This is a genomic window from Lysinibacillus louembei (assembly GCF_033880585.1).
GTDB classification, from domain to species: domain Bacteria; phylum Bacillota; class Bacilli; order Bacillales_A; family Planococcaceae; genus Metasolibacillus; species Metasolibacillus louembei.
Window position 1 is genome coordinate 354,847 of sequence record NZ_CP137624.1, and the last position, 15,051, is coordinate 369,897.

Sequence of the window (15,051 nt, forward strand, 5' to 3'; positions counted from 1 at the left end):
TTTATTTGCGAGTTTCTCATTTTATTTGCGACTTCTCAGATTTATTTGCGAGTTTCCCATTTTATTTGCGACTTCTCGGATTTATTTGCGAGTTTCCCATTTTATTTGCGGCTTCTCGGATTTATTTGCGGGTTTCCCATTTTATTTGCGACTTCTCGGATTTATTTGCGAGTTTCTCATTTTATTTGCGACTTCTCAGATTTATTTGCGGGTTCTCTAATTTATTTGTGACTTCTCAGATTTATTTGTGAGTTTCTCATTTTATTTGTGGCTTTTCAGAGGTTATTTGCGAGTTTCCCATTTTATTTGCGGCTTCTCGGATTTATTTGCGGGTTTCCCATTTTATTTGCGGCTTCTCGGATTTATTTGCGGGTTTCCCATTTTATTTGCGGCTTCTCGGATTTATTTGCGAGTTTCCCATTTTATTTGCGGCTTCTCGGATTTATTTGCGAGTTTTCCGTTTTATTTGCGGCTTCTCAGATTTATTTGCGAGTTTCCCATTTTATTTGTGACTTCTCGGATTTATTTGCGAGTTTCCCATTTTATTTGTGACTTCTCGGATTTATTTGCGAGTTTCCCATTTTAATTGCGACTTCTCAGATTTATTTGCGAGTTTCCCATTTTATTTGCGACTTCTCAGATTTATTTGCGAGTTTCCCATTTTATTTGTGACTTCTCAGATTTATTTGCGAGTTTCCCATTTTATTTGTGACTTCTCGGATTTATTTGCGGGTTCTCTAATTTATTTGTGATTTCTCGGATTTATTTGCGAGTTTCTTTTAAAAGAAATAAAATATTTTCTGCCTTTTTTATCTCCCTTGTGTGAAAGGTTTAATTTTTTTAATAGGCGATTTGCTGCATAGATGGAGTTCACCCTCATAAACTTACGAAATTGTATATTTGTAATCCATTCATTAATTAACAGACTATAGTCTTCGATTGCTCGCTGTAGCATTGTGCCATCATCTTTTATTTGGCATTTAGGACATATGAATCGACCATACTGAAATAGCATTTGTGTAGTATAATCACATTGTTTGCAAAGCACACCTGTACGAACTTTGTCTTTATCAATATTTAATTTAGGGTTAGAAATTGTATGCATTTGAAGTAATTCATTTTGAAGTCGTTGAAGTTGCTCTGTTGATAATCGTGCCTTATGCATTGTAAGAAGCTTGCGAATATAAAACTCTAAACCACTACAATGGATAATCGGCTCATTTTGAGGTATTTGACCAATAATTGTTTTGGGATGTGCTAGCACTATTACATAAATGACAGGTAAATCGGGGAATAGTTGCCGTAGAAAACGTTGATGACGACGTACTTGGTCGAGTGGATTTCTGAAGCCTTGAACATTTCCATTTTCAAGAGTTCGAGTGAACTGGTGACATCTCTCATCAAAATCAATGCGTCCTGCAATGTTTTTTATTTCTACTATAAGAATAAATTTTTCGCAAACAAACAACGTATCTATTTGATGTGTATCTGTACTAAAGTCGTGGAGTAAATAAAATTCCTCATCTAACTGCATGTCTTGCCAGCTACGATCTACATATTGTTCTCCTGCCAACCCTTGTTGTATCCTTACCAATTCATCTTTCATTTCAGGAAATCCTCGGCGAATAGCCGCTTGTAATAAATATTCCTTTATAGGTCTTTCACGTGGTAAAATAACCATTTAATCCCTCCTTCTTTTTAAAAATATTCTACTTCACCTATAATAAACAGTAAATAAAAAATTCACTCACTCTAGATTGCCAGCAAACTAATCTCGTAACAACAAGTTATTATATGTCGGCATTTAATTTTAGTTTTCTATGTTCTAATATTTTTTTGAACCCTTTAGTTCAGAAAATCTAAAAAAATGATACTTATAGCTGTTACTTAAAAAATAATAGACAAAGTCGAAAAATCGACTTTGTCTATAGGCAGTTCTCTTAACCTATTGAGCCTCAATCACTTCCAAGAAATTAATAACCATTTTTGCCGTATGTGCGCGTGTCGCAGGGGCAGATGGTTTAAATTTGCCGTTGTCTCCTGTTGCAATGCTTAACTCCTCAAGCATCGCAATCGCCGACACGGTTTCTGCATTATACTTACCTAAATCAGTAAATGATGGCTTACCTTTTGCTACATATTTTTCTCCTGTTGCATACTCATATGCACGGTATAGCATTAATGCTAGCTGTGCACGTGTTACTTCGCCAGATGGATTATATTTACCATCAACACCTTTTGCAATACCTGCCTCGAAGATCGCAGCAATTTCAGCTTGTGTTGCTGGTGCATATTTACCGATATCGCTAAATGGTGCTTTACCACCTGCTGTTAAGCCAAGCGCTCGTGTTAAAATGGAAGCAAATTGTGCGCGTGTAACATTCGCATCTGGCTTCACTTCACCTTTTTCATTGCCTTTCAACAAACCTTTTGCAATCATTTTGTGGATATAGCTTGTTGCCCAATGATCCGCTGGCAGGTCGATTGGCATGAATGGTGTTTGTGGTTCTTCCGGCTCTGTTGTTTCTGGTTTTTCAGGCTCAGGCTTTGCTTCTGGCTTTGTCTCAGGTGTTGTTGTGCCACCGCCTCCACCAGAGCCTCCACCACCACCTGGATTTGGATTACCTGGGTTCGGATTTGGTTTAGACTCTGAAGTTACCGTTACTGGAATAACGACATTGTTATTTCCATAGTTCACAGTAATCGCCGTTGTACCCGCAGCCTTCGCTGTCACTAAGCCTTCTGTTATCTCAACAATTCCCTCATCTGCAACTGTATATGTCGCCTGCTTCGTTACATCAGCAACTGTATTTGATGTAAACGTTGTTGGACGTGTTGGACCATCAGTCATGGCTGACACATGGTTTGATCCATACGGATTATCAAGCGTCACCGGAGCAATAAAGGATAATTTATTTGGAGCCGTTTCCGTTAAATCTACCTCGCTCGAAATATCCCATTCGCTTGCCAATTCTTTTGTTGCCAACTTATCGATTACACTTTGTGATGTGATGATTGAAATTGGTTCGCCATAAACCGTCTGCTCACTTAAATTGCCAGCAGCATCTAAAATAACCATCGTAACAGAATCTGTAGCTTCATTTAACGCCGCTTCTACATTAAATGTAAATGTACCATCCTGCTGTAAAGTAACAAGGTCATCTTCAATAATTTCTCCGTTACGTGTTACCGCATACAATGTAGTTAATTTGCTGTTGACATCATAATTTAAACCGTAAGATGCTAATAGCGCTTTGTAGTCAATATATTTGTCTACTACTTTACCTTCTACGGCAATATTTGCAGTATCCCCAGATGTAATTGTCACCGTATCACCCGACGTTACTGAAGTAGAGGTAATACTTACATCTTGTAATGATGCTTTTGTTGATTTCATAAATACAGGACCAACATAATCAGAAATAACACCTGTCTTTGTTTCAGCTGTAAAATCAATTGTATAAACACCATCAGGAATCGGTACCATCCCACCACCGCTCCAAGGCGTATATCTTCCATTCACAGCTAAACGCCATGAGCCAGCACCTAAAGTTGTGCCTGCATGTAAATAGCCAATATAGCCATCACCAAATTCGCCACCTTCAGGATCTGCTAAATCCCATAGCTCAATATAATTCATCCCTACATCGCCTGTTAATGTAAATGTTAACTCGGCACTATCTTTAATACCATCATCATTAAATGATAAGTCTGTCGCAGAAATTGCCATATTTTCAATTGAAGTTGGTGCTTCCCCACCAAAATCTGCTGCAAAAGGCAATGAAATCATCGTATGCTTGTCAGGTGTTGTCGTTGTTGTTTCAACGGCATTTAGTTGAACCGATTCGCCTACCTTCATATTTAATTCAGCTGGATTCACTGATAACGCCGTTTCTGTCGTTACAGATTGCGTCGGTATAAGATGAATATAGCCGAAAATTTCATCGCCTAATTTTGCTGCTGTATTTTGCGATGCTGTTAATGTCACAGTTAAGTGCTCCTCACCATTTAAAGTAAATGATGATTTATCAACTGTTACTTGTGCATCGCCAAAGTTTTTTAACATATCAACAGCTACCGTATAGTTACTACCTGTACCATTGATATTTTTCACAACAATTTCTTTTGTTACTTGAATATTTTGCGCTTTAATTGGTTGTGGACCAAATGTCACAGCACCTTTTTCATGCTCAACAATTTCACCACTTGCATCACGCTTTGCCGAATCCTGTACATAGGCAAGCGCACTTGGGAATGCTGCCTCATACGCATTGACACGTCCAGCACCTTGATCAAATACATCGTACTTCGCTGTATTTAAAACATCGGCTGTATTCGCTAATGCAACCTTCACATCAAATGGCGTCCAGCTTGGATTTGCTTGTTTAATTAATGCCGCAATTCCTGCAATATGTGGTGTTGCCATTGACGTACCTGTTTTACGATCATATGCCTTTGTTGGATCAATCGCATTTCCTTCAGTAGTGCCAGTTTCATAAGTAGGCACTGTTGACATAATGTTTGTTCCTGGTGCTACGACATCCGGCTTAATATCAAAGTTTGGTGTCGATGGACCACGAGAGCTTGAATCGTTAATCTCATCGCCAATTGATGTCATTTGTCCATATTCATTAAAGCTAATTGTGCCAACAGATGTAGCTAGTGCATTGCGAATAGCTTGTCCATCCGTTACAGACATATCAAATGTCGGAATAAAATCAAAGGAATCGCCTAAAAACGTTTCAGATGGACCTGGTGCATTTGTACCTCCTGAGAAGTTGTGAATAATAGCACCGACTGCACCTGCATTTTTCGCATGCTCGATTTTTTCTACAAAGGCGATATCACCACGCGAAATAAGTGCGATTTTGCCATTCACATTAATGTTTGTATAATCCGTTGCCGCTCCTATTCCTGGTACAGCAACTAATTCAAACTCACCACTTAATTGCTGTGTTAAATTCCCACCAAACGTTGTCGCCATTAAATTCAATTGCTGCGACCATTCAAAATTACCAGCTGATATCGTAGCAACTGCATGATAAGCTGTTTCAGGGTTCGTTGAGTTCCCAACCGCAATACCTAATGGCGCTGTTGAAGGTGTACCCAATGTTCCACGGTTTGGACCCGAATTTCCTGTAGCAATTACTGGAATAACCCCTGCCAATGCTGCATTGTTAATCGCAAATGAGCTCGCATCATTTTCAGAATTTGAGCCACCACCTAAAGATAAGTTAATAACATCTATTTCTTGCTCAACAGCGTATTCAATTGCTGCGATAATACCCGATGTCGCACCGCTTCCATATGCCCCCAATACACGGTAAGCATATAAATCTACTTTTGGCGCAATCCCTTTAATACCATATGGATTTGCCCCGATTGCAGCAATCGTACCTGCTACATGTGTGCCGTGCGAAGTAGCGTAAGAGCTACCACGTGCATTGATAAGTGGCTGATTGGAAGGACGCTCTGCTGGTTTTGTTTCCGTTGCATCATTATCTGCACGCGGTGATTTGTACATGTTTGAATCGTGTACAATAAAGTTTTTCCCGCCTTTATAAATGCCTGCAAACTCGGGATGTGTTGTATCAATCCCTGTATCTAAAACAGCCATTTTAATGCCTTGACCTTCTAAGCCCTTTGCCCATAGCTGTTCAATACCTAAAAACGAATTACTTGTGTTCATATATGCATCCACTTGATTCGTAGCTGAAACTTCTTCATTCGCATATACTTCAGCATCCGGCTCAATAAGTGTAACGCCTTCGATTTCTAGCAATTTTTCTAAATCATCCGCTTTGATTTGTGCTGCAAAGCCATTTAATACAGTATTAAATGTATAGCCTTGCTTAAAGGAGATTTGTTCTCCTGTCATTTCTTTTAGCACTTCTGCTTGCTGTGCTTGTACAGCCTGTTTAATTATTTTTGCGTCTGTTGCGCTAAAGCTTTTTCCTTCTAAATCTCTAATCCCTTTTTCTAGTGCAACAGGCTTCTCAGATAGATGTACGATAACGGCAACTGGGCTGCTACCAGATACATCCTGTAAAGCTGGATGCAGCACTGCTGGTCCATTAGCTATGTTTAGTTGTTCGACTATTGCTGCTTTTGTTAATAGCGTGGCTTCATCATTTGCTGGTTTTGATAAACTAAATTCGCTATCCGCCGATACTTGCAATGGCGAAAGCATGCTGAGGATCATCATCAATGCTACAAAAATAGCAAAAAGTCTAGTAATCCCTTTGTTTTTCAAAAACAATTCCTCCCTCAAATAATTTAATAGGCACCTCATACTACATAAAGCGAACTAATATTTATTAGCTCTCACCCTATCCCAGAGAAACGCTTGTCTACTTCGATAGGATACTTTAACAATATATGCGTGAAAATATCATTCTATGTAAATAATATTGCAAACAAGTTTAAAATATAGTAGAAAAAGAAAAACGTATGGAATCAAGCTTAAATTCTTGATTTCATACGCTTTATCTATTATTAACGGCTTTCAATAACCTCTAAGAAGTTAATCACCATTTTTGCTGTATGTGCACGCGTTGCTGGTGCTGTTGGTTTAAATTTACCATTATCACCTGTCGCAATACCTAATTCTTGAATCATTGCAATCGCTGCACGTGTTTCTTCATTATATTGACCTAAATCGCTGAATGTTGCATCACCTTTTGGTGTATATTTTTCACCTGTTACATGCTCATATGCACGATATAGCATCAATGCAAATTGGGCACGTGTTGTTTCACCTGATGGGTTAAATTGACCGTCTACACCTTTTGCAATACCTGCCTCAAAGATTGCTGCAATTTCAGCCTGTGTTGCTGGCGCATATTTACTTACATCACTAAATGGTGCTTGACCATCTGCCTTTAAGCTTAATGCTCTTGCCAAAATGGATGCAAGCTGGGCACGTGTTACATTAGCATCTGGCTTCACTTCACCTTTTTCATTTCCTTTTAGCAAGCCTTTTTCAATCATTTTTTCAATATAGCCTGCTGCCCAATGATTAGCTGGTACGTCTGTTGGCGTAAATGGTGCTGGTTTTTCTTGCTCCTCAGGCTGTGGAGTTTCAGGCTTCTCTGTTTCTGGTTTTTCTTCAGGCTTTGTTTCAGGTGCTGTCGTTCCACCGCCTGCATTACCGCCACCAGAGTTATTGCCACCACCATTACCTGGGTTACTACCTCCGTTGCCTGGATTGTTACCTCCATCTGGCTTTGGCTCTGTATTAGCAGCCTTCACATCGATTTGCGCTAAAATTGGATCATGGTCACTCGCACGACCTGCCATATCTGTGAAATCTGCATTAATATGAATCGCATCAATTTCTGTAGCTTTCGCTAAATTATTTGATACTAAAATATGGTCAAGCACCTGTGAATTACCTTGGAACACATAAGAATAACGATCTTCCTCTGGTAAATGGTTAATCATATTTGTCATATGACGATTTTCTAAAATTTTCACAGAATCTGCGAATTGGAAATCATTAAAATCTCCTACTGCCACAATATTCGCTTTCGGGTTTTTCGTTTTCACATCATTGATAAAGCCCTCTACAATTGTTGCAATATTTTTACGCTGTACTTCACTTTTGTTCACTACCGGCTGTTTAGAGCCATATAGTGCGTCGTCACCATTTTTTGAATTCCAGTGGTTGACAATAATAATAACTTGCTCACCATTAAAATTAAATTGTGCTGCTAACGGTTTACGGCTGCTTTTGAAAGCATCGTTTTGTGGATCAATACGTCCTGGGTTAACAGTTAAATTGCCATTTTCATAGCCAACTGCTGTTGTTGCATCGCCAGCCGCAATGTCTGATAGCTGTACACGCTCTGGATTATAAAGCACACCAACGCGAATATTTGCTCCTGGTGCACCACCATCAGTGTTGTTGATAGGGTCGATATTGGCATATTTATACTCTACGCCACCAGCTTTTACAATTTCATTAATTAAACGCTCATAGCTTTCATTTGCTGCTGCGTTGCCTTTATCTGTATCGCCATCATTATCTTGTACTTCTGTTACCCCTACAATATCAGGGCTGTTTAAATCCTTCACGAAGGCACGTGCTAATTTTTGTGCTTTGTCATCAGATGTTTTACTCTTATTATTTGAGAAGTTTTCAAGATTGTATGAGCCAACTGTTAATTTAGTTGGATCTTTGACAATATGCGTTTTCTCAAGCTCCACTGAACCTTTCATAAAAGCAGCTTTCATATCATCAAGCGGTGCATAAATTTTATAGTTTTGATAAGAATAACCCACAACCCCTACAATATCTCCTACAAATTTATCGCCTGTTGCTACCTCAAACTTGCGTGCATCACCATTTGGCTCTAAGCGAAATTGAATAATGTCTGGATTTTTATTATCTTTTTGTAAAAGCACACCACCATTTTTTGTATTCGTCGCTTTGCTTTCAAATACGGTTGTCAAGTCACCATTCGCCTGTGGTCCAACAGCTTTCACGTTTGATACTTGTACACGCATGCCTTCTAAGCTTTCCCAGAAATCAATTGCATCCGTTTCTGGATTGAATACTGCTAAGTTATCGCTATCAATAGCACCTGTTGGTAGATTATTTTCATCGATGATAATTGGTGTTGGTAATGGTACATTTTTTTCTACTACAGTAACCTTACCACCTTGATCATCGCGCACACTAATTTGCGTTGTTAATAAGTCTGTTGTTTGACGCTCTGTATAGCCTTCAATTGCATATTCAGATACTTTCCCTGTTACAGAAACTAAATCCCCTACTTCAATTGGCCAATTTGTTTTACCAGCATATAGAACAATACCTTCAGATGTATATGGATTATTATCGATTTCTGCATCTGGTGTTTGGATTGTATAATACTTCGCTCCTGAAACTTCATAACTTGATGTTATAATGCCTTTTACACCTTCTACCATCTGATTATTAAACTTAGTTGTGTGAGCTGCACCTTGAATATCGTGAATGCGTAAAGCCTCAACGATTTTGTAATCTATTGTAATAACATCGCTGTACTCAGGTGATGATATATCGCCTCGCTTTACAACAGCTTTTAATGTTGTATCTTCTGTAATATTAATTGGACTTGCATACGTTGCGCCACCTATTTTAGGATCTACATCATCCAATGTATATAAAATTTCTGCATTTGCAGTTGTTGCTGTTAACTTAACTGTTGTTCCTCCAATAAATGTCCCACCTGCTGGAGTTGCTACTGGTGGTAATAAAACTGTAGGATCTACTGTAACATCCGCAACAGAACGAGGGATAATTTGATAGTCATTATTATATTGCTGAACGATTCCTACAATTGATGCATAATTAACATTCTCTAATAAACTTAATGAATTATTTTCATCACGCACAATAAAAGTATTACTGCCATCTGTTGCGGTGTAGTTACCATTTGCGCCACCACTCAACTTGATGTTTTGTACTTCAACTAGTTGCGACTCATAATCTTCACCTACTTCATTAGCTGCAATCACTTTAGGTGACAAGTTAATTTGCGCTGTATCTTTAGAAACTACTGAGGCTGAATCTAATTGACGTAATCCTAGATAAGTATTTAATTTCCCTGTGATTGTGACCAATTCACCCTCTTGCACATTAAGTGAAGTAGGTCGAACAGAAATGCCCGCTGTCACATCTTGCATAACGATTGTATTTTTTAATTTTGCTGTTACTCTACCTTGAACCGTTACTGTTGCTCCATCTGGTGATGTAAGTGCATTATTAATTGGGACAATTGTTGGTGTATCTGGTGGTGTAACTGTGGCACCAGTGAATGCGATAGCAGTTAATGATTTTATGCCTGCATGTGAACCAAAATACTTCTCTAAGCTACCTGTTAGTACAATTTCCTTACCTAATGCTGACGGATTTTGTAATATACTAAATGTTGGGCGATCACCTGTCGCTAATTGAATATACAGCATTTTTTGGGTATCTGTTTCATTTGGATCTGCTGCAATCGCAACATTTGTATCTTTTACATTTGGACCTGTTGTAATAACGTCCGTTTCCGAATTAACATAACCTACAATATAGCCACGGACAGTTGTATTACTAATTTTCTTCGTCGAATCATAGTTAGCAAGTACCTCTGTAACTGTCAACGCCTGCTGTGTATCCGCTTTCACATTTACCGGCATTGCTGGTGCTACTGCACTAATTACAAGTGCTGAGGCTGCTAACATACTAAATGACTTGCGTAGTTTTCCTCTTTTCATTCCCTTTGTTCTCCTTTTTCTCCCGAATAGTATTCCCCTTTTTATTAATAAAAAGGAAGGATGTCATACTTCCTTCATTGTAGCAAATTTGCTATCTATTAAGATATAAGTTTTTGTAAATTTTGTTTAAAGGCAAAATTAATCATGAGACTTCAAAAGATTTTCTATTACCTATTTTTAAAGAAAATTAAAACGCACAGACATAAGTGAAAAATACTTAATTCTGTGCGCCTTATTTATTTCAGTAACAATTAACGATTTTCAATAACCTCTAAGAAGTTAATCACCATTTTTGATGCATGTGCGCGAGTTGCTGGGTTTGTTGGGTTAAATTTGCCATTGTCTCCTGCTGCAATACCTAACTCTTGAACCATCGCAATTGCTGCTCGCGTTTCTGCATTATAGTTGCCTAAATCCTTAAACGTTGCGTCACCTTTTGGTGCATATTTTTCACCTGTCGCAACTTCATATGCACGGTATAGCATTAATGCAAGCTGTGCACGTGAAATTTCGTTAGATGGCATATACTTACCATCAGTTCCTTTCGCAATACCCGCTTCGAAAATAGCTGCAATTTCAGCTTGTGTTTCTGATGCGTATTTGCTTACATCGCTAAATGGTGCATTGCTATTCGCCGTTAGACCTAGTGCTCGCGCTAAAATGGATGCAAACTGTGCACGTGTTACATTGGCATTTGGCTTTACTTCACCTTTTTCATTTCCTTTTAATAGACCTTTTTCAATCATTTTGCCAATATAGCTTGCTGCCCAGTGATTAGCTGGTAAGTCTGTTGGCACGAATGGTGCTGGTTTCTCCTGCTCTTCTGGCTTCGTTGTTTCTTCCTCAGGCTTTTCAGCTTCTGGCTTTTCTGCTGGTTGAGCCTCAGGTGCTGTTGCTCCACCTCCGCCGCCAGCGCCACCTGATCCACCGCCAGAATTGTTAGCACGTACTGTTACAGGAATTTCAACTGTATTTACCCCGTACTTAACTGTAATTGTTGTTGTGCCTGACGCTTTAGCTTTTACTAAACCTTTTGATATCTCAACAACATTGTTATTTGCAACTGTATATGTTGCTTTTTGAGTTACATCTACAACTTTATCTGATACAAATGTTGTTGGGCGAGCTGGACCATCTGATGATGATGCATTATTTGATTTATATTGTACATATGAATGATTAGTATTAGTTGGTGCATCAAATGATGCTTTTTCTATAATACTTGTTTTCACTACATTGTTCTTCATTATTGAAGTAAGATTTGGGCGTAATGAGGATTGAAGTAGGTCCCTCACATTCTTCACATTATTAAACTCCACATCAATATCATACTCATTATAATTTCCAGCAGCATCTTCTGCTCCCAAAACCAAAACATCTGTTGATGGATTGAACTCTGCTATATCAAAATTGAAAGTACCATCCTCATTTAATTCGATAAGGTCAAGAGCAACAATATCATCGTTGCGTAATACTGCATAGAACGCTATTAGTTTATCCTCTAATTTAATATCTAAACCGAAGGAATTAGCTGTAGCAATTTGCTCAATATAATCGTCAACTACTGTCCCTTCCACTGTAAGACTTGCGCTATCGCCTGTAACGATAGTGCCTGTATCACCACTAGTTACAAAGCTAGAAACACTACCAATATTTAATTCATGCGCTGTCACATTTACATCGAATTCTGTTGGCGTTGATTTAATAAATATTGGACCTACATCCTTAAAGACTTCTCCTGTTTCTGCTAATCCAGTGAAATCAATTGTATAAACGCCATCGGGGATACGTTCTTCCCCAGTTGCTCCATGTGGATAGTAGCCACCTGTAATTGGTAATCTCCATGCGCCTGCTGGAATGGCACCTCCATCTAAGTAACCAATGTAGCCATCTTCATACAGACCACCATCTGGATTACTTAAATCCCATAGCTCAATAATACTATTTTGGACATCTCCAGTTAACTTAAAGAATAATCCAGCATATGGGTCATTATTTTTAATGCCTTCTGCCAAGGATAAATCTTCAATAAGTACTTCTCCTGCTGTATCAGCTAGTAATAGGTATTCAAGTGCCACTGGTGCAACGCCACCTAAATCAGCTGAGAATGGTAATGAGATAACTGAATATGTTCCAGCTGGTACAGTTGTTTTCTCTACAACATTTAATTGAACAGAGCTACCTGCTGTCATGTTTAGAGAAGTTTGATCAACCGTTAATGATACTCCATCTGGGCCAATTGTAGTTGGCGTAATATGAATATAACCAAATAACTCATCACCGAACTTAGCAGCTACATTTTGAGAAGCAGTAAGTTTAACAGTTATGCGCTCTTCTCCATTTAAAGTAAATGATGTTTTATCAACAGTTACTTGAGCATCACCAAGACTTTTCAATGTATCAACAGTTACTAAGTAACTACCGCCTATACCGTTTATATCTTTCACAACAATTTCTTTTGTTACTTCAATATTTTGGTCTTTAATTGGCTGTGGACCGAATGTTACTGAGCCTTTTTCATGTGCTACGATTGCGCCACTAGCATCACGTTTCGCCGTATCTTGTACATACGCAAGTAAGCTTGGGAATGCTGCCTCATATGCATTAACACGTCCAGCACCTTGATCATATACATCATAGTTATCTGTATTTAAAACTGTTGCTGTATTAGCTAATGCAACTTTCACATCAAATGGCGTCCAATTTGGATTAGCTTGTTTAATTAATGCTGCAATTCCAGCAACATGAGGTGTCGCCATTGATGTTCCTGTTTTACGATCATATGCCTTGCTAGTTTCAACTGGTACTCTTTGTTCAACACTCGTTTTATATGTTGGAATTGTTGACATAATATTTGTACCAGGTGCTACTATATCAGGCTTAATATCATAGTTTGGTACAGACGGACCACGTGAGCTTGATTCGTTCATTTCGTCTCCAATAGATGTCATTGAACCATGAATATCAAAGCTTACTGTTCCATCAGTTGTAACTAATGCCTCACGAATAGCTAGTCCATCTGTAACAGACATATCGTATGTTGGAATAAAATCAAAAGAATCTCCTAAAAATGTTCCTGAAGGTCCTGGTGCATTTGTTCCTCCTACAAAATTGTGGATAATAGCACCGACTGCACCATTCTGTTTCGCATATGCCATCTTATCTACAAATGCAATATCCCCACGTGAGATAAGCGCAATTTTACCATCTACATCAACATCTGCTGTATAATCCTCTGCTTTCCCTAGCCCTGGTACTGCAACTAATTCAAATTCCCCTGCTAGTTGTGTTGATAAATTTTTACCAAATGTTGTTGCCATTAAATTTAATTGATCAGACCATTCAAAGTCACCTGCTTTTACAGACACTGTTGAATAATATGCTGCTTCTGGATTTGTTGAGTTACCTACAGCAATACCTAATGGCGCTGTTGAAGGTGTACCCATTGTTCCACGATTTGGACCCGAGTTCCCTGTTGCAACAACTGGGATAACACCGGCTAATGCTGCGTTATTAATTGCAAATGAGCTTGCATCATTTTCAGAGTTAGAGCCACCACCTAATGAAAGGTTAATAACATCCATCTGTTGCTCCACAGCATATTCAATTGCTTTAATAATATCAGTTGTTGAACCACTTCCATATGCTCCCAATACACGATAAGAGTATAAGTCCACTTTTGGCGCAATTCCTTTAATACCATATGGATTATTTCCAAGTGCTGCAATTGTCCCAGCGACATGGGTACCATGAGAAGTCGAGTATTCACTTCCCTTAGCATTTACAAGCGGTTGGTTCGCTGGCTTCTCTAAAGGCTTTGTTTCCGTTGCATCATTCTCAGCGCGTTGGAAATTATAAAGTTTTGGATCATGTGTAACAAAGTTTCTTTCACCTACAACATTTAAATCTGGGTGAGTTTTATCAATCCCTGTATCTAATACCGCAACTTTAATTCCTTGCCCTTCAAATCCTTTATTCCAAAGCTTTTCAATACCTAAAAATGAATTGCTTGTATTCATATATGCGTCAAACTGTTGCTCATCTGGTTGAAGTTTAGATGCTATCATATCTTCTTCGAACGCGTACATTTCAGCATCAGGTTCGATTAATGTAATGCCATCAATCTCTAGTAGCTTCTCTAAATCATCAGCCTTTACTTCTGCCGCAAAGCCATTTAATACAGTATTGTATGTATAGCCTTGCTCAAATGAAATATTTTCTTCAATCATTTCTTCAGCAACTTGCTCTTGCTGTGAAATAACACGTTGTTCTACTTTTTTCGCCTCATTAGCTGTAAAAGATTTCCCAGCTAATTCTTTAATTCCTTTTTCAAGTGCTACAGGTTTTTCTGATAAATGTACAATAACCTTTACACTTTGATTACCAGACACTCCTTGTAAGTCTGGATGTAGTCTAGCTGCACCATTTAATACTTCCAATTGCTCAGCAATCGCTGATTTCGCTTGTAGTGTAGCTGCATCAAATGGTGATTTTAGCTTGCTAAAATCACTGTTCGCCGATGCCTGCATTGGCGAAAGCATGCTGAGAATCATAATGAATGCTATAAAAATAGCAAAAAATCGATTACTCCCCTTGTTTCTCAAAACTATTCCTCCCCTTAATAAGTTACTATCATCCCCATATTGCAAACTACTAGGTTCCTCTTAGTAAAAAGGAACCTAGTAGTTTATATTTCGTCTTAAATTGACAAAATACTTTTACAATATATTCATAAAGATACAATTCTACGAAATAAACGTCAACTAGATTTCTGATAAAATAGATTTTTTAATTAATTCAAAC

4 protein-coding genes are annotated in these 15,051 nt (G+C 38.3%); all 4 read right to left on the reverse strand.

Features of this window, described 5'->3' with window-relative positions; genetic code table 11:
- Window positions 1-742: 742 nt before the first annotated feature.
- The 4 genes from R6U77_RS01800 to R6U77_RS01815 all read right to left on the reverse strand — a co-directional run bounded on the left by R6U77_RS01800 (window position 743) and on the right by R6U77_RS01815 (window position 14,852).
- Window positions 743-1,681, reverse strand: a complete 939-nt coding sequence (locus R6U77_RS01800) for a nuclease-related domain-containing protein (RefSeq protein ID WP_319837194.1) — start codon at window positions 1,679-1,681, stop codon at window positions 743-745.
- 264 nt (window positions 1,682-1,945) lie between these two features.
- Window positions 1,946-6,253 (reverse strand): S8 family serine peptidase, encoded by a 4,308-nt coding sequence (locus R6U77_RS01805; RefSeq protein ID WP_319837195.1) that lies wholly within the window; start codon window positions 6,251-6,253, stop codon window positions 1,946-1,948.
- 242 nt (window positions 6,254-6,495) lie between these two features.
- Complete coding sequence (locus R6U77_RS01810; RefSeq protein ID WP_319837196.1) at window positions 6,496-10,248, reverse strand: S-layer homology domain-containing protein; 3,753 nt, start codon at window positions 10,246-10,248, stop codon at window positions 6,496-6,498.
- Window positions 10,249-10,499: 251 nt separating this feature from the next.
- The gene (locus R6U77_RS01815; RefSeq protein ID WP_319837197.1) at window positions 10,500-14,852 is read right to left on the reverse strand and encodes a S8 family serine peptidase; all 4,353 of its coding nucleotides are present in this window, start codon (window positions 14,850-14,852) and stop codon (window positions 10,500-10,502) included.
- Between the last annotated feature and the right edge of the window lie 199 nt (window positions 14,853-15,051).